The 19,522-nt window shown below is 48.8% G+C and carries 21 protein-coding genes; 8 read left to right on the top strand and 13 right to left on the bottom strand.

What is annotated here, in order from left to right; all coding sequences use genetic code 11:
- Positions 1 to 14: 14 nt before the first annotated feature.
- From P404_RS0115010 to P404_RS0114995, 4 genes are all read right to left on the bottom strand, one after another.
- Entirely contained in the window at positions 15 to 1,061 is a 1,047-nt protein-coding gene (locus tag P404_RS0115010; protein ID WP_014970114.1) for a M15 family metallopeptidase, read from the bottom strand.
- A 95-nt stretch (positions 1,062 to 1,156) separates the two neighbouring features.
- Complete coding sequence (locus P404_RS0115005; RefSeq protein WP_014970113.1) at positions 1,157 to 1,591, bottom strand: acyl-CoA thioesterase; 435 nt, start codon at positions 1,589 to 1,591, stop codon at positions 1,157 to 1,159.
- Positions 1,592 to 1,603: 12 nt separating this feature from the next.
- A complete protein-coding gene (locus P404_RS0115000) occupies positions 1,604 to 3,847 on the bottom strand; it encodes an AAA family ATPase (RefSeq protein WP_026831184.1) in 2,244 nt (747 codons plus the stop codon).
- 75 nt (positions 3,848 to 3,922) lie between these two features.
- The gene (locus P404_RS0114995; RefSeq protein ID WP_014970111.1) at positions 3,923 to 4,630 is read right to left on the bottom strand and encodes a hypothetical protein; all 708 of its coding nucleotides are present in this window, start codon (positions 4,628 to 4,630) and stop codon (positions 3,923 to 3,925) included.
- A gap of 33 nt (positions 4,631 to 4,663) precedes the next feature.
- On the opposite strand from P404_RS0114995, the gene P404_RS18845 reads away from it, so the two are divergent.
- Positions 4,664 to 4,864, top strand: coding sequence for a hypothetical protein (locus P404_RS18845; RefSeq protein WP_026831183.1), 201 nt, complete (start codon positions 4,664 to 4,666; stop codon positions 4,862 to 4,864).
- Here the strand turns inward: P404_RS18845 and P404_RS0114985 are convergent.
- On the bottom strand, positions 4,861 to 5,325 hold the full coding sequence (locus P404_RS0114985; RefSeq protein WP_026831182.1) for a DUF3939 domain-containing protein: 465 nt from the start codon (positions 5,323 to 5,325) through the stop codon (positions 4,861 to 4,863). The two genes, P404_RS18845 and P404_RS0114985, sit on opposite strands and share 4 nt — an antisense overlap.
- Before the next feature lie 66 nt (positions 5,326 to 5,391).
- Positions 5,392 to 8,115, bottom strand: a complete 2,724-nt coding sequence (acnA, locus tag P404_RS0114980; RefSeq protein ID WP_026831181.1) for an aconitate hydratase AcnA — start codon at positions 8,113 to 8,115, stop codon at positions 5,392 to 5,394.
- Between the two features lie 255 nt (positions 8,116 to 8,370).
- Between acnA and P404_RS0114975 the strand changes: the two genes are divergently transcribed.
- From P404_RS0114975 to P404_RS0114955, 5 genes are all read left to right on the top strand, one after another.
- On the top strand, positions 8,371 to 8,865 hold the full coding sequence (locus tag P404_RS0114975; protein WP_026831180.1) for a hypothetical protein: 495 nt from the start codon (positions 8,371 to 8,373) through the stop codon (positions 8,863 to 8,865).
- Between the two features lie 203 nt (positions 8,866 to 9,068).
- A complete protein-coding gene (locus P404_RS0114970; RefSeq protein WP_026831179.1) occupies positions 9,069 to 9,806 on the top strand; it encodes an alpha/beta hydrolase in 738 nt (245 codons plus the stop codon).
- A 179-nt stretch (positions 9,807 to 9,985) separates the two neighbouring features.
- Positions 9,986 to 10,420 (top strand): MarR family winged helix-turn-helix transcriptional regulator, encoded by a 435-nt coding sequence (locus P404_RS0114965; RefSeq protein ID WP_026831178.1) that lies wholly within the window; start codon positions 9,986 to 9,988, stop codon positions 10,418 to 10,420.
- A 57-nt stretch (positions 10,421 to 10,477) separates the two neighbouring features.
- Positions 10,478 to 11,461 carry a ring-cleaving dioxygenase gene (locus P404_RS0114960; RefSeq protein ID WP_026831177.1) on the top strand — a complete coding sequence of 328 codons (984 nt, stop codon included), beginning with the start codon at positions 10,478 to 10,480 and terminating at the stop codon, positions 11,459 to 11,461.
- Between the two features lie 78 nt (positions 11,462 to 11,539).
- Complete coding sequence (locus P404_RS0114955) at positions 11,540 to 12,082, top strand: NADPH-dependent FMN reductase (protein ID WP_026831176.1); 543 nt, start codon at positions 11,540 to 11,542, stop codon at positions 12,080 to 12,082.
- A gap of 82 nt (positions 12,083 to 12,164) precedes the next feature.
- On the opposite strand, the gene P404_RS18840 is transcribed toward P404_RS0114955, so the two are convergent.
- From P404_RS18840 to P404_RS0114940, 3 genes are read right to left on the bottom strand one after another with little or no spacing between them, the layout of a single operon-like run.
- On the bottom strand, positions 12,165 to 12,425 hold the full coding sequence (locus P404_RS18840) for a hypothetical protein (protein ID WP_026831175.1): 261 nt from the start codon (positions 12,423 to 12,425) through the stop codon (positions 12,165 to 12,167).
- Between the two features lie 7 nt (positions 12,426 to 12,432).
- Entirely contained in the window at positions 12,433 to 12,927 is a 495-nt protein-coding gene (locus tag P404_RS18835; RefSeq protein ID WP_026831174.1) for a hypothetical protein, read from the bottom strand.
- Positions 12,928 to 12,950: 23 nt separating this feature from the next.
- The gene (locus P404_RS0114940) at positions 12,951 to 13,448 is read right to left on the bottom strand and encodes a cysteine hydrolase family protein (protein ID WP_026831173.1); all 498 of its coding nucleotides are present in this window, start codon (positions 13,446 to 13,448) and stop codon (positions 12,951 to 12,953) included.
- Positions 13,449 to 13,563: 115 nt separating this feature from the next.
- Between P404_RS0114940 and P404_RS0114935 the strand changes: the two genes are divergently transcribed.
- Positions 13,564 to 14,055 (top strand): GNAT family N-acetyltransferase, encoded by a 492-nt coding sequence (locus P404_RS0114935; RefSeq protein ID WP_026831172.1) that lies wholly within the window; start codon positions 13,564 to 13,566, stop codon positions 14,053 to 14,055.
- Positions 14,056 to 14,164: 109 nt separating this feature from the next.
- On the opposite strand, the gene P404_RS0114930 is transcribed toward P404_RS0114935, so the two are convergent.
- Positions 14,165 to 15,355 (bottom strand): RNA-splicing ligase RtcB, encoded by a 1,191-nt coding sequence (locus P404_RS0114930; RefSeq protein ID WP_026831171.1) that lies wholly within the window; start codon positions 15,353 to 15,355, stop codon positions 14,165 to 14,167.
- A gap of 71 nt (positions 15,356 to 15,426) precedes the next feature.
- Positions 15,427 to 16,239, bottom strand: a complete 813-nt coding sequence (locus P404_RS0114925; RefSeq protein WP_026831170.1) for a LysR family transcriptional regulator — start codon at positions 16,237 to 16,239, stop codon at positions 15,427 to 15,429.
- 106 nt (positions 16,240 to 16,345) lie between these two features.
- Here P404_RS0114925 and P404_RS0114920 point away from each other — a divergent pair, with 106 nt between their 5' ends.
- The gene (locus tag P404_RS0114920) at positions 16,346 to 17,584 is read left to right on the top strand and encodes a purine/pyrimidine permease (RefSeq protein ID WP_026831169.1); all 1,239 of its coding nucleotides are present in this window, start codon (positions 16,346 to 16,348) and stop codon (positions 17,582 to 17,584) included.
- Between the two features lie 251 nt (positions 17,585 to 17,835).
- Here P404_RS0114920 and P404_RS0114915 read toward each other — a convergent pair whose 3' ends face one another.
- Complete coding sequence (locus P404_RS0114915) at positions 17,836 to 18,921, bottom strand: MBL fold metallo-hydrolase (protein WP_014970090.1); 1,086 nt, start codon at positions 18,919 to 18,921, stop codon at positions 17,836 to 17,838.
- Between the two features lie 121 nt (positions 18,922 to 19,042).
- Positions 19,043 to 19,495, bottom strand: a complete 453-nt coding sequence (locus P404_RS0114910) for a general stress protein (protein ID WP_236624421.1) — start codon at positions 19,493 to 19,495, stop codon at positions 19,043 to 19,045.
- Positions 19,496 to 19,522: the final 27 nt, after the last annotated feature.

Below are 19,522 nucleotides of genomic sequence, written 5' to 3'. Positions count from 1 at the left end.
CAACCTCCAACGTATTAGTGACCGACCTTCATATATTCTTCAAGAGTCTGTCCATTATTTTTAATTTGTGTGGCTGGACCAACACCGACGTAACGAATATGCCACGGCTCATACGTGTAACCCGTCCGTGACTGGAAGCCGCGGTCATATCGAACGATGAATCCATATTTCGCTGCGTTGTCCGCAATCCATTTTCCTTCTTTTGTATCGCCAAGCGCTGCCGTCAAACCATTCCCGACACTTGGAGCAGAGATATCAAAGACAAGTCCGGTTTGGTGTTCACTGTGACCAGGACGGGCCGAATACTGATCCGCCGCTTCTTTTCCGTCACGGGCGACATAGTTGTTGTAGAGAACCGTTTGTCGTGCCCCTGAACGGAAACCACTGACGGCATTAAGTGTGACGCCGTCTGCTTTTGCTGCTGCGAACATTTTTTCCATTTTTTTTGCTGCTGGTGCCCGCATGTAGCTTTGTTCTAAGACTCCTGAATAGGAAAAGCTGACGTCCGGCACGACTAGATCCGACGGTTTATAGTCGATCGGTAAGCTGTACTTTTTATTGACGACGACTAACTCGCCGAGGGACAGATTGGCTTTTGTATCCGATTTGTCGACGTCTGGTGTCTCAGATTCCGGTTTCGATGGTTTCGCCGGTTCCGGATCCTGTACAGAATCGGTTTTTCCGTCATCTTTCTTCTCTTCTTTTGTATCATCTGTTTTTTCTTCTGTTGCCGACTCATCCTTCTTATCTTCAGCGGCTTTTTCTTCAGCTGCCTTTTTGTCGGCTGCTGCTTTATCTTCGGCTGCTTTTTGGTCAGCGGCTGCTTGTTCTTCTGCTTTTTTCTCCGCTGCGGCTTTTGCCTCGGCTTCTTTTTTGGCTTCAGCAGCTTCTTTTTCTTTCGCTACCTCGGCATCACTTTTTTCATTATCTTGTGCGACCTTTTCATCTGCGTTTTGATTCGCCTGTTCTTCTGTTTTTGTGTCTTTTTCCGCTTCCTGATCCCCAGGATTACAACCTGCAAGGAGGAGCGCCAATGTACTGACTGCTACGATTTTTTTCATTTTTAATTCCCCACTTCCTTGGTGCTATTCTATGTTACCTCTAATCGGGCAATTAGAAAAGCCCTCACGCAAGAAATCCTGCTGAGGGCTGAGACTTAATTGGAGACGAGCACGGCATCTTCGGCACGGACTTGTTCATAGATCGCATGCCAGTTTGGAAAGACTTTCGGCAGACGAATTGGTCGGAAGTTCTCTTTTTTCACGACGACGTGCGTCGTCTTGGCCGAAACGGCCAGTTGCCCCTCAGCATTCTTCACTTCGTATCCGTAAATCGTCCGCAAGCCGTCATAATGATCGATCCAGACGGAGACGTGTGCGACATCACCGTATGTCAACGACCGTTTATAATCGAGGTTGACGTTCGTGACCGGGGAGACGTACCCCGTTTCTTCCATTTCCTTGTAGTCGAGCCCCAGTGACTTGATCAGTTCCGTCCGCGCAATCTCGAGATAGACGAGATAATTGGAATGGTAGACGATTCCCATCATATCGGTTTCTGCGTAACGGACTGGTATTTCAATTGTGTGCATGCAGCTTCCCCCTTAAAAATCCTCTTTTTCAAGATAGGACCATTCTGAACCGGTTAAGCTAAGTTTGTCAATTAATCGGACGGATTGTTTAGCGATGGCCCGCTCGACGATCGTGATCGCTGCCCGGGCATTTCCGTTCGGGACCGTCTCGATCGCTTGTTCGAGTGTCTGCTTCGCATCTTCCGTCAAACGGTACCCGTAATCCGCCGCATAGTTGACGATGATCTCGATCAACTCACCTTTTTCATAGTTCGGAAAATGGAACTCACGTTTAAAACGCGACTTCAGTCCTGGGTTACTGGCGAGTAAAGACTGCATCGGCTGCTCGTAACCGGCAAGGACGACGACGAGATTATCGGCATGTTTCGTCATCTCATCGACGAGCGTATCAATCGCTTCCTTGCCAAAGTCGTTTGCCCCACCGTTCAGCGCATACGCTTCGTCGATGAACAGGACACCACCAAGGGCATCACGGATGACATCCCGTGTTTGCTGCGCCGTCTGACCGACGTAGCCCGAGACGAGATCCGCCCGACTGACGACTTTCAAGTGCCCCCGCTTCAAGTAACCGCATTGGCGGAGAACGTCGGCATAAAGCGCCGCGACCGTCGTCTTACCGGTGCCGCTGTTTCCGCTGAAGACAGTATGCAGTTCGACCGGTAAGACCTTAAATCCTGCCTCCTGCCGGCGTTTTTGCATCGACAACAACGCTTGGATCTGTTTGATTTCGGCTTTTAACGGGTGAAGACCCACCAATCGTTCCAGTCGTTCCTCGACGGTATTATCGTCTGATGCAACAAGTTCGAAATCGCTTTGTTCGAGCAAGGCAAAGTCCTCATGACTGGCACTTTCCCCGAGGCTCGCACCTTTTTTAAAGATCGCGTCAAGAACGATATTCCGGACGGCACGCCCGTTTCCGAAACTGGCATCGACCCGTTCGCGTTCAAGTCGGGCGAGCAACGCCCGTTCGGCTTGTTCCGTCAAGACATAATCGTTTGCCGTCGCAATCGAGCGTCCGATCTCAAGCAGTTCTGCATCGGTATAGTCGGCGAGCAGATAATGGTTCGATTCCGGGAATCGGCTCCGGAGACCGGGATTCGCCTTTAGAAAATCACGCATCTCCTCCGGGTACCCGGCGAGGACGACGGCGAACCGTCCTGCATACTCCCCACTCGTCATCGCTGCGACGAGCGTATCGATCGCCGCCTGCCCGTAATCGTTGCCGCTTTGTCCGGCCCGCTTCAAGGCATACGCTTCATCGATGAACAGGACACCTCCGACCGCTTCCCGGACTTTACTCATGACCTGTTCTTCCGTCTGTCCGACGAAGGCGCCGACGAGCGACGAGCGATCCGTCTCGACGACTTCCGGTCGTTCAAGTAAACCTAACTCATGATAGATTTTTGCCATCAACCGGGCGAGCGTCGTCTTGCCGGTCCCGGGATTTCCCATGAAAATCATATGCAGGGACGGTTGGTCACTCGACCGGTAACCGTCTGCCGTCCGTTTTTGCTGGTACTTCAAAAAACGGTACATTTGATGGACACGCAGCTTGATGTCCTCGAGCCCGATCATCGCATCCAGTTCCTCAAGCGCCGACCGTTCGACCTGTTTGATTTCAGCCGGCAACAACGAGACGACCCGCCGTAAGTCCTGGATTGCCGTCGCCTTCAGTTCCGTCATCTCCCGGAATGCATCCCGCGAATAAAATCGTTCCTGCAGGCTGTTGAGAAACTCGGTTGCCGTCTGCTCAAGCGTCGCACTCGACAACAACAACGCTTTCCCCGCTTCAAATAGTTCCGACCAGCGACTGGCGTCGATCCGCCGCAGGCGTTCCGTCAACTCGACGACCTGTTCCGTTTCATGAAGAATCTGATCCGTCTGTTGAATCAGCTCCGTCGTCGCCGAACGTTTGGCATTGGCATTGTCGGTCTCGCGAATCGTTGGGAAGGTATGTGCGACCAGTAATTGATAACTTGTCTGCAATTGTTGTTCGATCAGCAATTGTTCCAGCCGTTCCGGCAGGCGGTCGTGTTGCCGGATTTCCTGCATCCAACTTTCGGCTAACGCATCGATGCGTCCCGTCATGATATACCGGTGTTCGACGAGCAACGCTAAAATGCGGACCAACGCCTCTGTTTCTTGTAAGAGCCGGCTGCTTTGGGCATAACGTAGTGCGAGGACTTCTTCGACCTTCGCTCCATCTTCCCATGCGGCAATCTGTTTGAACATCTCCTCTTTTGAGAACGTCTCCATCTTGAGTTGATTCCTCCTACTTCTCGAAAAAACCGACTTTGCGCGTCACGGTGTGACGCGCAAGTCGGTTTGTCCTCAATTGACTTTTAACCAGTTCGGATCGAATGTATCCAGTGTCTCGAGTTTTTTCATCTTGACGGAATAAAACAGCTTTCCGTTGTTACGCGACTCGGCGCCAAGTACTTTTGACCGGTCGGACGCAACATAGTACGTTGCTTCTTCCGAATTGTCTTCCTTGTCGAAGAACGACGGGTATTGTTTGATCCATTCTTTTGGTACCGTGCTTGCCGGCTCTTTTTTGACGTAGACGTCTGCTGCGAGCCCTGCGATATCGGCTTCCCCTTCGACTTGACCGAAGTCGCCGTCTTCGATGAACTTGATGATCTGTTCATTAAAACCACGCGAGAGGAACGGACGCGGTGCACTGACGCTTTTCGAAGCCTTGGTTTCGTTCAGCAATTTTCCATCCGCATTGTATTCACGGAACATGTCACCGTCCCAGATCGCCATCGTCCCTTTCGAGGGACCGTCGATGACTTCTGTCCGGAAGTGACCTTTGTCGTCAAATACAACTTCATACGTCCGTGTTTCAAGCGCATCTTCCGTCGTCGACAATTTCTTTTCGACATACTGGATGCGTGACATCGTATAAAACGGCTTGACCGGTTTGGTCTTATCTTCGTTTGCGGTCTGTGTCTTATTCAGGAGATAAAAATTATAGGCAAGGAGTATCGCCATTGCCACGATTGCGACTGCAATCCATGTGCTCGTTCGTTTCGTCATGCCATGTACACCATCCTAGATTTGTCTCGTTTCATGTTAATCGTATCGGTTTTAGGCTTAGAATACAAAGGGTTTGTCCAAGATTCCTGCATTTCTGAAGAAATGCGTCAGACTTTTGAACAATTGATTCCGTTTCGCTCAGGGAATACAAGCGGCAGCAGACTCGTCAAGCAAACGACCGATAGCCAACTCAAAAATGGACTCCCGTTCATCCGGCAGTCCATCTTCGTTTAATCGGTTTTTGGTTCAAGCGAGACGATCATCGATTCATCGACGAGGTAATACGTTTGATGAGGCAACTCACGTAAATACCCTTGTTCAAATAACTTCGCACAATCGACTTGAAACGTCTTCGAATACGGTTTGAGCGGTAACTTGCGTTCTTTGTCGAAATAACGGTCGACCGCGACTTGGACATGATCCATCTCATAGACCGTCAAGCGGTCTTTTGCCTCCATGATCGCAAACGTCTCACGTGACATATAAAAAACTTGTGTCGAACGGACACCGAGATGTGGTGCCAGCCGTGTCATGTCGATCCGTTGTTCGTCGTCGAGTAGAATCGTCCGGTTCGTCCCTTTCGGTAACGTCAATTCAAATTTGTGTGTCGCCCGTTTGACTTCATCGAGCGTGACATCGCGAACAGGCAATTCCGGTTCTTCTTTTGGTTGAAACCATTTCTTAAAGCGGTTCACGGCCTCGCCCCTTTCTGCATCAAAAAAGGTGGGGTTACCCCCACCTCAAACGTTAATGTAAACGGTTTAGTTTTGCAAGCGTTCGCGGAGAACCATCGGTAAGATTCCGCCGTGACGGTAGTAGTCGATATCGACTTCTGAATCAAAACGAGCAATCGCTTCGAACTTCGTGACTTTTCCGTCTGCAGCTGTCGCTGTGACTTCGACGACGTCACGTGGACGAACCGACTCGTCGATCGCGATACTGATTGCTTCTTCACCTGTCAGTCCAAGCGAGTCAGCCGATGTGCCAGCTACGTATTGGAGTGGCAGGACACCCATCATGACGAGGTTCGAACGGTGAATCCGCTCAAAGCTCTCGGCGATGACGGCTTTGACGCCAAGCAGGTTTGTTCCTTTTGCTGCCCAGTCACGTGATGAACCCATCCCGTAATCTTTACCAGCAAGGATGACAAGACCTGTGCCATCTTCTTTATACTTCATCGCAGCGTCGTACATCGCCATCGTTTCGCCTGTTGGCCAGTACGTCGTGAAACCGCCTTCTGTCCCTGGAGCGACCTGGTTGCGAATGCGGATGTTTGCGAATGTTCCGCGCATCATGATTTCGTGGTTACCACGGCGTGAACCGTATGAGTTGAAGTCTTTTGGTGCGACACCTTTGCTGACAAGGTATTGTCCGGCTGGTGTTGTTTTCGAGAACGAACCGGCTGGTGAGATGTGGTCCGTCGTGACCGAATCCGCAAACTTACCAAAGACACGGAGGTCGTTCAATGCTTCGACATGACCCGCTTCTTTCGCCAAGTTCTCGAAGAACGGCGGATTTTGGATGTATGTCGACTCTGCATCGAAGTCATACTGATCGCCTGTCGGCACGTCAAGGTTGTTCCAACGTTCGTTTCCTGAGAAGACCGAATCGTACTCCGCACGGAAACTTTCCGGCGTGACGACGGTGTTGATGATCGTTTGGATTTCGTCACGTGACGGCCAGATGTCCGCGAAGAAGACTTCTTGTCCGTCTTTGCCTGTTCCGAGTGACGCGTTCGTGATGTCGACATCCACTGTTCCGGCAATCGCATAGGCGACGACGAGTGGTGGTGATGCCAAGTAGTTCGCTTTGACGAGCGGGTGCACCCGTCCTTCGAAATTCCGGTTTCCTGAGAGGACAGACGAGACGAGCAGGTCTGATCCGAGGATCGCGTTTTCGACGGCAAGGTCAAGCGGGCCTGAGTTTCCGATACATGTCGTACATCCGTAACCGACTGTGTTGAAGCCGAGTTGATCGAGGTACGGTTGAAGACCTGATTTCTCAAGGTAATCCGTTACGACTTTTGATCCCGGTGCAAGTGATGTCTTGACGTATTTCGGAACCGTCAATCCAAGTTCGATTGCTTTTTTCGCAACGAGTCCGGCACCGATCATGACGTAAGGGTTCGAAGTATTCGTACAGCTCGTGATCGCTGCGATCGCGAGGTCTCCCGTACGCATCTCAACCGCTTCGTCTTTAAATTGAACGACAGCGACTTTACTTGCTTCTTCTTCCGCAAGACCAAAACCGGCGTTTCCTTGTGGTGCCGTCAATGCTTTTTGGAACGACGTGTGCACGTCCGTCAAATCAATCCGGTCTTGTGGACGTTTTGGTCCGGCAAGTGCAGGAACGATCGTCGACAGATCAAGTTCAACCGTCTTCGTGAACGTCGGATCTTCGTTTTGCGGCGTGTAGAACAAGCCGTTTGCTTTTGAGTAGTTCTCAACTTTTTCGATCAAGGCTTCATCGCGGCCTGTCAGACGGAGGTACGTCAACGTTTCCGTATCAACCGGGAAGAATCCGCATGTCGCGCCGTATTCAGGTGCCATGTTGGCGATTGTCGCGCGGTCAGACAGTGACATCAGATGAAGTGATGGTCCGAAGAACTCAACGAATTTACCGACAACGTTGTGTTGACGCAACATTTCCGTTACGCGAAGGGCAACGTCCGTCGCTGTTGTTCCAGGGTGCATTTCACCTGTGATGCGGACACCGATGACTTCAGGAACCGGGAAAAATGACGGTTGTCCGAGCATACCGGCTTCCGCTTCGATTCCGCCGACACCCCAACCAAGGACACCAAGTCCGTTGATCATCGTCGTGTGGGAATCCGTTCCGACGAGTGTATCCGGATAGACGTCAACCGAACCGTCAGCTGTTTCTTTTTCAAGAACGACAGATGCCAAGTACTCGAGGTTGACCTGGTGGACGATTCCTGTTGCAGGCGGGACAGCACGGTAGTTATCGAATGCTGTTGTGGCCCAGCGTAACAATTTGTAACGCTCTTCGTTCCGTTCGAACTCGAGGTCCATGTTTTCAGCGAGTGCGCCGGCGAATCCGTAAGCATCGACTTGAACCGAGTGGTCAACAACGAGATCAACCGGAACTTCCGGGTTGATGACAGATGGATCGCCACCGAGGTCTTGCATCGCTTTACGAAGTGATGCGAGATCGACGACAGTCGGTACGCCTGTGAAATCCTGCAAGATGACGCGTGACGGCTTGAACGGCACATCGATATCATTCGATACTTGGGCAGTTCCCCATTTCGCCAAGTTTTCGACATGCTCTTGTGTGATCGAACGACCGTCTTGTTGACGAAGGACGGATTCAAGCAGCACACGGATGGAATACGGAAGGCGTTTGACTTCCGTCAGACCGAGTTCTTCCAATTTCTCAATGCTGTAATAGTTGTAATTTTTACCGTTTGCTTCAAACGAACGGCGTGCACCAAAGACGTCTTGCGTTGGTTGCGTTTGCTTCATGCTGATTCCCCCTTTAAGTGTTGACGACATCAAGCCCCTGATACCGCTTACTTGTACAGCTCTATCATAGTATAATATGAGCCCCGTTACAATTTGAAAGAACAAAAGACCTCCAATAAGTTTTTCTTATCACCTAATTGAGAAACTATATCAATCATATGCTTACACGGATCAACGGTTCCTAGTTTTTAATGGTTCTGTTACGGGTAGTAGTAAATTGTAGAACGACATCAGAACTTTCTGGAGGCGGAAATTATGGCACAATATAAAAATGAGGCAACACACGTCGTTACGACGATCGTTTTCAACGATCTGGAAAAAGCAAAAACCGGTTTTGAGATGATCAAGGACCTCGAAGCGATCAAAGAGATTGAAATGGAACAGATGGTCCTCGCCGAACGCAATGAGACGGACGGCTTCTCGTTCATCGATGCAATCGACTTTACGCAACAGGATCAATCGTTCAAAGGTTCCATGATTGGGATGGCAGTCGGAGTTGTCGGTGGACCGTTCGGCATGCTCGTCGGTTCCGTCGCCGGTTATCTGATCGGCGCGAACCGTGACGAAAAAAACGAACGCGATTCGTTTGATTTGTTTAACCGCACACTCAACCAGATCAATCCCGACCACTACGGCGTCATCATCATCAGCGAGGTCAACGAGGATTCGGAAGCGATCAACGCGATTGCCGCTGAACTCGGAGCGACCGTGCGCCGGACCGGTGAAACGTTTACGGATGAGACGGTTTAATTAAAAAATATTATTGCTTCGTCCCCGTTTTTCGGGGGCGTTTTTGATGTCGATAGTTTTAGTAGAGACTTATTCATTTTACTTGTGATAATACCTAATTATCACAAGTAAAATGAATAAAGTTAACAAATCAGGAAAATGAAACGATAGTAACTATTGGATATAAAAATAATGAACACTACGAAACGAGGAATCACATAACCATGAAATTATTACCACCGAAGCCCTTTTATTACGAAGGCGGCGAAAGAGCTGTTCTGCTCTTGCATTCTTTCACGAGCAATCCGAATGACATGAAAAAGCTTGGCAGCTATTTGCAACAAAATCAGTATTCTTGCTACGCTCCAACACTGAGTGGACATGGACTGCCGACGGAAGACCTTTTGTCGCACGGACCAGCCGACTGGTGGCAGGATGCTCTCAACGGTTATCAACTGTTGAAAGACAAGGGATACGAACGTATAGCGGTCGTCGGACTATCCCTCGGCGGTGTACTTGCCCTAAAAATGGGACAGGAGTCGCAGGTGAACGGTATCGTCACTATGTCCGTGCCCATGTACAAGGAAGCAGCCGTTCTAAAAGAACGAATAATTTATTATGCCCGGCGGTATAAACAACTCGAAGGGAAAAAGGACCAGCAGATTGCCTCTGAAATGGCTGAACTTGATCACCTCCCCTTCGATTCATTAACCGACTTTGAACAAATCATTAACCGGACGAGAGACCAGTTGGCACGCGTCGTCTCTCCTATTTGCGTCCTGTACGGGGAATTGGATGATCCCTCGTACAAGACGAGTGCCGAAACGATTTTCCAAAGCGTAACCTCGGATCAAAAAACGATTAAAGGTTTTGCGCATTCGAAACACTTGATGACGTTAGGAAAAGATATGAACGCAATTAATCAAGACATTCTTGCGTTTTTAAATAAACTGAAATGGTGATGTATTAATCCCCTTTAAAGGCAGTCCGCATTCAACGGGCTGTCTCTTTTCATACTGCTGTATGAATCTAGGCTCCTGCAATCAGAAACCAATCAAAACCATTGACGCCATAAAAAACAGATGGTATATTTATCTCGAATTAAAGATATATGAATTAAAGATAAAAAGAGGTGAACGAAATGGAACAGCCGAATCCGAACTTAAAAGCACTGACAGTCATGGTCCGCGCAGTCGATGCGCTTCATGAAGTCATCAAACAGGATGTTGCGAAGTCCGGACTAAATCCGACAGATTTTTCCGTACTCGAATTGCTGTATCATAAAGGAAGGCAGCCAATTCAACTAATCGGAAAAAAAGTATTGATCACAAGCGGCAGCATCACCTATGTCATCGATAAGCTCGAAAAAAAGAACTACGTCGTTCGCAAAGCCTGTCCGGAGGATCGGCGTGTGACATTTGCGGAACTCACCACAGACGGTCAAACTTTAATGGATACGATTTTTCCGGAACATGAACAAGCCATTAATCAGGTTTTCCAAGGGATTGATCAGGCGGAAATCGAATTGTTCATTAAGACTGCTAAAAAAATAGGCTACCAAGCCCAAAACAATTAAATTTTTTTACCTATATATCTCGAATTCGAGATAATGATGATTAAGGGAGCGATCTACATGAATGAATTAAAAGGAATCCATCACGTAACAGCCATCACGAGCAGCGCCGAGAAAAATTATGCGTTCTTCACCAACGTCTTAGGCATGCGTTTAGTCAAGAAAACGGTGAATCAGGATGATATTCAGACCTATCATTTATTCTTCGCTGACGATAAAGGATCAGCCGGTACCGATATGACGTTCTTTGACTTCCCGGGCATTCCAAAAAGAATACACGGAACAAATGAAATCTACAAAACCGCTTTCCGCGTGCCGACGGATGAAGCACTTGACTACTGGATCAAACGGTTTGACAAATATGACGTCAAACATCGCGGCATCAAAGAACAATTCGGGAAGAAAACCCTCTCGTTCGTCGATTTCGATGACCAGCAGTACATGCTGATTTCAGACGAGCATAATGAAGGCATTGCATCCGGCATTCCATGGCAAAACGGTCCGGTCCCATTAGAATTCGCGATCACCGGTTTAGGTCCGATCCATATCCGGATTGCCGAATTTGACCGGTTAAAAGAAGTGTTGGAAAAAGCGATGTTGATGCGAGAGATCGATCAGGCAGGATCCCTGCATCTGTTTGAAATGGGTCAAGGCGGGAATGGTGCGCAAGTCATCGTTGAGCATAACCTCCTCCTTCCAAGTGGACAGCAAGGATTTGGTACCGTTCACCATGTTGCGTTCCGAGTCGAAGATACGGCCGCTTTAAATGAATGGATCAGCCGCATGCAGAACTTACGATTCAATACATCCGGCTACGTCGATCGTTTCTTCTTCGAATCCTTATATGCCCGTGTCGCCCAAGGTATCCTGTTCGAATGGGCAACAGATGGTCCTGGTTTCATGGGAGATGAGCCGTATGAAACGGTCGGAGAGAAATTATCATTGCCACCGTTCTTAGAATCACAACGTCAACAAATCGAACAAATGGTCCGTCCGATTGATACCGTCCGAAGCACGCGGACAATCGAAAAAGAATATTTATAATCCGGAGGAATTAACTTGAGTCTATTCAGTAAATTATTTGGTTCAAAAGAAACACCACAACAAGAGGAGGAAACGAACATGACAAAATTGAACATTGGGATTATCTTAGGATCAACACGTGAAGGTCGCTTAAGCCCGCAGGTCGGGAACTGGGTCAAAGAAATCGCGGACAAACGTGTGGACGCCAACTATACGATCATTGACATCGCAGACTACAAATTGCCGTTGCTCGGCGAAAAAGACGGCGATGCATCCGGTGCAGCTGCCTGGTCTGAAGCGATCGCCGCTCAAGATGGATTTGTTTTCATCACACAGGAATACAACCACTCGATTTCCGCTTCCTTAAAAAATGCCCTCGATTACCTTCGTGTTGAGTGGAATAACAAAGCAGCCGGAATCGTCTCGTACGGTTCAGTCGGCGGCGCACGCGCAGCAGAACATTTACGCGGGATTTTAGGCGAATTGTTGATTGCAGACGTCCGCGTCCACCCTGCCCTCTCCTTATTCACTGATTTTGAGAATGGGGCGGTGTTAAAAGCAGCACCGGTTCAAGCAGACTCCGTTAACCAAATGCTCGACCAGGTCATTCCTTGGGCCGGTGCTTTAAAAACGATCCGCTGATTATTCCATTCCCCTTAAAAAATGTTTGAAATAGAGATTAAAAATGAGAGAACTCCTTCATTCGGGAGTTCTCTCATTGGTTTTATTCTTTATCTTCCGTCCACGTATCAACATACGAAACGACGTACTCTTTTTTCATTCGACTGTACTTCGTTTCGAAGTAATAGAGGACATTCTCTTTCTGATTCAAAACGGAATACGAATACGTCTTGTACGCTTTTGGAAAAACAGGCTGTTTTTTACCAGCTTGCTTTCCGACTTTTGAATAGTCGATATACGCGACTCTCTCATGTTTCCCGATCCCTGTTCCCGTCAGCACGTCATCCAACTGCTTTTTCGTCATGCCTTTTTTAATTTTTTTGATTATTGTAGACACGTGTTGAATTCACAACGGATGAATCAAACCAGTGTTTTTCGACAAGCTTTAACTGCTTGCTGTGCTCTTTCGACTTAAATACGAGCAACATCCGGACGGTTTGGAACGTCACTTCATCCGGGTCATCCGATTCATTCGGCACCTTTGGATTCGGGTACAGATAAAACTCATACTTCAAATATTTTAGTTTCTCATCCTTATCGTACTTATTGGAATCGTATACCTCTCCACTGCATAAAAGATTTACTTTCACCTCATCTTCTGAGCGGTCACACAGATGTTTTTTGTAGCTTTTGCCATACATAACTTCCGCAACACTGGTCATCGAGGCGTTCAATTTTAGCTTTTTAAAGATGTCGTGCTGCGTTTCTTTTTTAGTTTTTGCCACGGCTTCGTTTGGCGGATAACTCGTCAACATCAGACCTAATGAGGCGGACAAAACAACCAGTGACTTAATGACGTTTTTCATGTTAACAACCTCCTTCAACAACGTTAATCAACCGAAAGTAAATCATTGAACTGAATGATGTTGCTGCCCTTTTTCGCATAGTATTCAATCATTTCCGGAAGTTTCTTTTTATCGTAACTCGTGATGCCGTCCGTAATCACCGTCACGTCGTAATCCAGTTTACGTAAGTTGAAACAAGTCGATTTGACACAAGCTGTCGCGTCTCCACCGGTCAGATAAAAATCGGTGATGTTATTTTGCTCAATGAATGCCGCAAACGCTTCGCTCGTTAAGGCATTCCCCTTATATTTTGTGAATACATGATCTGACACGATGTTCAAATCAGGTGCTAACTCGGCACCACGTGTCCCGGTTTTAAACGTTCTTGTCCCGGCTGATAAATTTTCGTGTCGGATGTAGACCACATGCATGTCCTGTCCAACTGCCCAATCGATTGACTGATTGATCGTACCGATGACTTCTTTGTAGTTTTTTGTCATGTCGTTTTGAATATCAATGACGACTAGGGCTTTCTTTTGCATGTAAACTCCTCCTGAATTAATGAACGGATTTTTTAGTTTTGATGATGTTTTGCTTCCGATTCGGATCGGATAACGTACACTTGAGGTAAGAAGCAAATTCAAGGAGGCATGCCCCGTGAAAGAAAAATACTATTTTGACGTCTTTCCTGAACTGACGAGCGAACGGCTCCTCTTAAGAGAAATCCGGTTAAGTGAAGCGAACCACATGATTGAGATTACGGTCTATGATGGTCACCAGGCACAGAACAGCCGGGATGTCATCCGGATTTTGAGTCAGATTGCCCTTGATTACCTCAACGGGGACGGCATTACGTGGGGACTGTATTTAAAGTCGACCGGCGAATTTATCGGGAACTGCTGTTTTTGCAGAGGCTATCAAAATAACATCGCCGAAATTGGGTATGTATTAAAACCGGACTTTCGGGGTTACGGCTATATGACAGAAGCCGTCCAAACAGTTACCCGGTTCGGACTGCAGGACATGAAGGTCACACAAGTTTGCGCCTATACCGAGCTTGATAATCACGCCTCGCAATCCGTACTTCTAAAAGCTGGATTCGTAAAGAGTACGCATGACGAAGACACGTATAAGTTCATTTCTCCCTGACTCCCTTTGTGAAAGCAAACACCTTGCAACCTTCTGATTCATTTCCAATCAAAAGGTTGCATTTTGGTATGTCTACTTTTTTAAAAAAGTTAACTCCGGCTTCCGCCAATCACTTCGCTTTAAAATTATAGAGCGGCTTGATGACTTTGAGTAATTCGACCGTATCCATTGTGTTCAGGATGATTTCCTCCATCGGCTTATAGACGAACGGTGACTCATCACGCGTCGATTCGACGACCGAACTCGACCAGACGTCCTGCATCGTCGCTTCAAACTCTTTGAGGTCAACGGATTTAAAGGCTTTCGAACGGGACATGATCCGTCCTGCCCCGTGTGGTGCCGAATAGTTCCAGTCCGGATTGCCTTTTCCTTTGACGATCAGTGAACCGTCCCGCATGTTCATCGGAATGATGGCGACTTCACCGGCTTGCGCTGAAATCGCACCTTTCCGGAGAATCATCTGCTCGAGATCAATGTAGTTATGGATCGTATCGAACTGTTCCGTGACCGACCAGCCCATCGCTTCAACAATGACGTCCGTCATCGCTTGACGGTTTAATGCCGCGTAGCGTTGGGCGATTTTCAGATCATGTAAGTAGTTGTCCATATCGGAACCGGACACGTACGCTAAATCTTTATTCGTTTCATTGAATTGACTCTTCAACTCGACCAAAGTCGATTGGATGTCTTGTTCACGTCCCTGTTCTTTCAGCGATGCGACGATTACCTCCGTATCGACGGTGAATTGCGACGCTTCCGCTAATTTTTGATAATGTTCGGCAATCGTTTTTCCGAGGTTCCGGCTGCCGGAATGAATCACGAGGTAGAGATTGTCTTCCTCGTCTGTATTCAATTCAATGAAATGATTGCCGCCGCCTAACGTACCGATCGACAATCGGGCCCGCGTTTCGTTGAATGGTGCCAACACTTGGTCAAACGGAATCTGTTCCGACAACCGGTGCGGCTGATTGCGGACGGACATGCCGCTCGGAACCAGTGCCTGAATCGCAGCATCCAATTTCTCATAATCGACGCCGGCTGTTCCTTCACGGTTGATTTGTGTACATAACATCCCACAGCCGATGTCGACACCAACGAGATTCGGAACCACCTTATCGTGAATCCGCATCGTCGTTCCGATGACCGAGCCCTTGCCCGCATGACAATCGGGCATGATTCGGACATTGCCGTCGACAGCAATGTTTTCGTTCAGCATCCCCGTCACTTGTTCAATCGTCATGTCATCGACGTTGTGGGTAAAAATCTTCGCTTCGCCGTATTTTCCGCGAATCGTCTTCATTTCATCCTCCCCCTTACCTTCCTGTCTCTTGTTCAATTATCCTATAAAATCCCTTTTTTAACAATTCGTTCTTACTCGTGCACAATCGAGACCCATTGTTGGGTCAGCGCCGATTGACCGTCTTCCGTCAACCAGACAAGAGCCGTCGTACTCGTCGCGTCCGGTAACTTTTCCCGCACCAGTCCCGTCATGTCGAGCTCGCGGAGCGTACTTTCCGGTAACAGTGTCACCGCTTGTCCACAACGGACAAGTCCAATCAAGGTCAAGACGTCGGAACAGGTCTCCTGCGAGACGACCCCGAACTGCTGGCTGAGCGTCTGAAAGACACCAAGTCCTTCCTGACTCGGAATGATGACATCGGCGTCCGGAAAATCAGGATGATGGATTTGATAAAACGGTTCCTCTTCCATCCACTCAATCGTGACACCTTGTGCCTCAATCGGCAGCCGGACGAGTGCCACGTCGATCGCATGATCCTTCAAACGATCAATTAAGGCAGCGGACTCGCCCTGATGAATTTGCAGCGTGATCCGGGGATGTCGTCGTTTCATCTCTTGCACCCATCCCGTCAATCGACCGGCGGACAACGTATTGACCCCGATCCGTAAGATGCCGGTCCGTCCTTCCTTGATGTCACTGACTTCAATCCGGGTTTCCGCTTCATACCGCAACAAGGAGACGGCGCGTTCATACAGCCGCTCACCGCTTGCCGTGATCCGGATGCCGCGTCCCGCCCGTTCAATCAGCCGTACACCAAGCAACTCTTCCATCTTCCGGATCTGTTGCGTCAAAGCAGGCTGTGCCATCCGCAGTCGTTCCGCCGCCCGTGTGACGGATTGTTCTTCGACGACCGCACAAAAATACCGATATTGGCGTAAATCCATATTCATCATCTCTTTCATATGTTTTCAATCATAAATATGTATGAATCATAACATCAATCATATGATACGATGCTGAAATCAGCGATTTTTAAAGGAGACGATTTTTGTGAAACGTACGACGTCCACGATTCAGTGGATTATTTTCTTATTAGCCAATACGATTGCCTTGCCAATCGTCGTCGCGAGCCTGTTTGATCTCTCGAGTGTCGAAACGGCCGCACTTGTCCAACGCTCCTTCTTTGTCGGAGGGATTGCCTGTTTTCTCCATGGATTGTTTGGTCACCGTTTACCAATCGTGTCCGGTCCGGCCGGCTCATGGGTCAGCATCTTTGTCGTCATCGCTGCGTTGCCGGTCGATTCAAAGACGGCCTTCACGATTGCGATGGCCGCTGTCGTCATTGCCGGCGTCGTCTTGATTTTCCTCGGGTTGACGGGATGGACCCGCTTTTTATTACCGGTCTTTACGCCGCTCGTCAGCGGAACGTTTTTGCTTTTATTATGTATGCAACTGACAGGCGTCATGCTTGGTGCCGTCCTCGCCGTCGAAGCAACACGTCTTGCCGGCATTCTGACGTTCCTGCTTGTCCTCGGACTCAGTCAATTTGGTCCGACCCGCCTCCGGCCGTTCGCCTTGATGATCGGAATAGTCGTCGGCTGGTTGGTCAGCCGTCCGTCGTTACCGGAAGCGTCCGGTATCTTTGCCGTTCCGTCCGCCTTACCGTTCGGGATGCCGCAATTTGACGGCAGCGCCTTTTTGGTCGCGATTCCGTTTGCGATTCTTTTGATCGTCAACTTGATTGCCGCGTTAAGCGCCGTCGAAGCGACGATTCAGAAAAAAGGGGCCTTGAATCAAGGGCTCACGGTCGAAGGGATCATTCACTTGATCGCGGCGACGTTCTCGACGCTCGTTCCGGTCCCGTTGCCGATCACAAGTGGTTTCATCGCCCAGACGGGAAGTAAGGAACGCCGTCCGTTTTTGATTGCCTCACTTGTCATCGCCTTGGTCGGGTTTTTCCCGAGTATCATCGGCATCATCGCGACGTTGCCGCGCAGTGTCGCCAGTGCGGCTTTACTCGCAACGTTACCGCACATGTTCCTGATTGCCTGGCAGTCTGCTGAAAGCAGCATGACGACCAGTCGCCGCAAGCATGCCTTTGCGATTTGTGCCGTCATCGGAATCAGTATTCTGTTGCAATCGACGGTTTTGGCGGAAATCCTGCCGCTGACGTTACGTCCGTTCTTCAGTAACGGCTTATTGATTGGCACGATGCTTGTGCTTGGGTTTGAAGTCATCGAACGGTTCCGTTCACGCCGCGATGCCAAATCAGAACGACTTGCCAGTTAATCTATACGTCAAAGTAAATCCCCACTTTCTCGCAAAACGCGACAGAGTGGGGATTTTTTGTTTGAAATCATATGAAAGTAGTCCATTAAACTCGGCTTCTTCCCGTGACTCCTACAGGAAAAAGCGCGTGCTTTTCGCGCTGTCAGAGGCAAACGAGACCCGGCTCCTCGTCCGAAAGTAACAGGCGCCACGGCTCGTGTCTCGCCTGAGGAAAGCACGGAAAAAGAAGACAAGTTTCATTTCATCTAACTTTACCGTACCTCACGCCACCATCTGCGTGTCTCACTGGCAGCAGTGACACTTTCGCCAATCATCGGTGTCACGACCGACACCTCATGTTTTACAGCTTCTTTCAGTAAACGTTCGACCGGTTCGTACCACGGATGAAACGCCAGTGTAAACGCCGACCAATGGACAGGAATCAGCACATCCCCTTTGACATCGAGATGCGCAGCGAGTGTCTGTTCCGGCAACATATGTGAACTCGACCACCGGGTATCATATTGGCCACATTCCATAATGGTTACATCAAACGGACCATACTGTTCCCCGATTGCCTTAAAGTGTGGACCGTAGCCACTGTCTCCGCTGAAGAAGACTTTCTTCGATCCCTCAATTACCCATGACGCCCAAAGCGTCGAAAATTGATCAAGCCCGTTACGACCCGAGTAGTGCCGGGCTGGTGTTGCCGTCAAACGGAGACCATTCGTCTCGACCGATTCGTGCCAATCCAGTTCCGTAATCCGGTCCGGATCTACCCCCCAGCCTTTTAGACGGCTTGCGACACCAAGCGGGACGATGAATCGACCGACCCGGTCTTTTAACGCCAAGATCGAATGATAATCCAAGTGATCGTAATGATCATGCGAATAGATGACAAGATCAATCGGCGGCAACGAATCGAGATCGACCGGCGCCGTCGTTTGGAACCGTCCGCCTCCGAGTTTCGGGAACGGTGACGGCGCACGACCGAGCATCGGATCAAAGAAAATCGTTTGTTGATCGAGTTCAAGCAGGAACGCCGAGTGTCCGAACCAGGTTATCCGCGGCTCTGTTCCGTCCGTCCGTCGTTCAAACGGGACGACCGGTAACGGTTTGACCGGCTTTAGCGATGGTAATTCCCGACCGTAATCTTTTAAAATACTTTTCATCGTCTCCCATTCCATTTTCAGTTGGAACGGTAATTCATTCTGAAACTTTCCGTTCGAAAACTGACGGGACCGCGTATACTGCTGTTGATCTGCTTTTGACGGCCGGCGACCAAATAACGGATAACGGGCCATGAAGACTGCTCCAAGGACGCCGATTCCGGCTAGTGTTGCTACTGTTTTTTTCATTTTTCTTCACCTCTTTGATACATTCAGTATAGCACCGGCGATTTTTAAAGCGGTAATGAACAAACTTCACTTCCCCTAAAAAAAGACGTAAAACTGAGTATCTCAGTTTCACGTCTACTATTTAGTCTAGATCGTCCGCTTTCCATTTCGAACGATCGCTCTTGTCGTGATCGGATTCATGCTCCGACTCATAATCGTTGACGCCCGGATTTTCGACTTTTCCGTCATGCCGATGCCCTTCATCATGTAAATGATCACGTGAGTGGTCATGATCATGATCGTCATGCCGGTCTTTTGCGAACAGCGCGATTCCACCCCGCTCGACTTCTTGATAATGTTGTTCTGCTTCGTGATCGGAATGACCGACGCGCTTCAACGTTTCCCGTAACGGCGGTTCGTGACTGAACTTCGATTTGACTTGATCAATCCAGGAAGCACCCGATGCCTCATCCGCTGCGCCATCCCGTCCAACCACGGAAAAATCAGAGTCCTTATGACCTTGTTCTCTCAGAGCTTGCATTTTCTGATGTAAGCTCGATTCATCATGGAAAATCCCGATAAATTTCTTAGCCATCGTCAACACCATTCCTCTCACCAAGAT

This window comes from Exiguobacterium antarcticum DSM 14480 (genome assembly GCF_000685865.1).
Classification (GTDB): Bacteria; Bacillota; Bacilli; order Exiguobacteriales; family Exiguobacteriaceae; genus Exiguobacterium_A; species Exiguobacterium_A antarcticum.
Note: the sequence above shows the minus strand (reverse complement) of the source record. Positions and strands in the feature narration are given on the sequence as shown.

What these genes read in the sequence shown, in the direction of transcription:
- P404_RS0114955 (WP_026831176.1), top strand. Translation starts at nt 11,540, where the DNA reads ATGACAAAATTGAACATTGGGATTATCTTAGGATCAACACGTGAAGGT.
- acnA (WP_026831181.1), bottom strand. Translation starts at nt 8,115, where the DNA reads ATGAAGCAAACGCAACCAACGCAAGACGTCTTTGGTGCACGCCGTTCG.
- P404_RS0114995 (WP_014970111.1), bottom strand. Translation starts at nt 4,630, where the DNA reads ATGACGAAACGAACGAGCACATGGATTGCAGTCGCAATCGTGGCAATG.
- P404_RS0114940 (WP_026831173.1), bottom strand. Translation starts at nt 13,448, where the DNA reads ATGCAAAAGAAAGCCCTAGTCGTCATTGATATTCAAAACGACATGACA.
- P404_RS0114975 (WP_026831180.1), top strand. Translation starts at nt 8,371, where the DNA reads ATGGCACAATATAAAAATGAGGCAACACACGTCGTTACGACGATCGTT.
- P404_RS0115000 (WP_026831184.1), bottom strand. Translation starts at nt 3,847, where the DNA reads ATGGAGACGTTCTCAAAAGAGGAGATGTTCAAACAGATTGCCGCATGG.
- P404_RS0114970 (WP_026831179.1), top strand. Translation starts at nt 9,069, where the DNA reads ATGAAATTATTACCACCGAAGCCCTTTTATTACGAAGGCGGCGAAAGA.
- P404_RS0114925 (WP_026831170.1), bottom strand. Translation starts at nt 16,239, where the DNA reads ATGGATTTACGCCAATATCGGTATTTTTGTGCGGTCGTCGAAGAACAA.
- P404_RS0114915 (WP_014970090.1), bottom strand. Translation starts at nt 18,921, where the DNA reads ATGAAAAAAACAGTAGCAACACTAGCCGGAATCGGCGTCCTTGGAGCA.
- P404_RS0114910 (WP_236624421.1), bottom strand. Translation starts at nt 19,495, where the DNA reads ATGGCTAAGAAATTTATCGGGATTTTCCATGATGAATCGAGCTTACAT.
- P404_RS0114965 (WP_026831178.1), top strand. Translation starts at nt 9,986, where the DNA reads ATGGAACAGCCGAATCCGAACTTAAAAGCACTGACAGTCATGGTCCGC.
- P404_RS0115005 (WP_014970113.1), bottom strand. Translation starts at nt 1,591, where the DNA reads ATGCACACAATTGAAATACCAGTCCGTTACGCAGAAACCGATATGATG.
- P404_RS18845 (WP_026831183.1), top strand. Translation starts at nt 4,664, where the DNA reads ATGTTAATCGTATCGGTTTTAGGCTTAGAATACAAAGGGTTTGTCCAA.
- P404_RS0115010 (WP_014970114.1), bottom strand. Translation starts at nt 1,061, where the DNA reads ATGAAAAAAATCGTAGCAGTCAGTACATTGGCGCTCCTCCTTGCAGGT.
- P404_RS0114960 (WP_026831177.1), top strand. Translation starts at nt 10,478, where the DNA reads ATGAATGAATTAAAAGGAATCCATCACGTAACAGCCATCACGAGCAGC.
- P404_RS0114930 (WP_026831171.1), bottom strand. Translation starts at nt 15,355, where the DNA reads ATGAAGACGATTCGCGGAAAATACGGCGAAGCGAAGATTTTTACCCAC.
- P404_RS18835 (WP_026831174.1), bottom strand. Translation starts at nt 12,927, where the DNA reads ATGAAAAACGTCATTAAGTCACTGGTTGTTTTGTCCGCCTCATTAGGT.
- P404_RS18840 (WP_026831175.1), bottom strand. Translation starts at nt 12,425, where the DNA reads ATGACGAAAAAGCAGTTGGATGACGTGCTGACGGGAACAGGGATCGGG.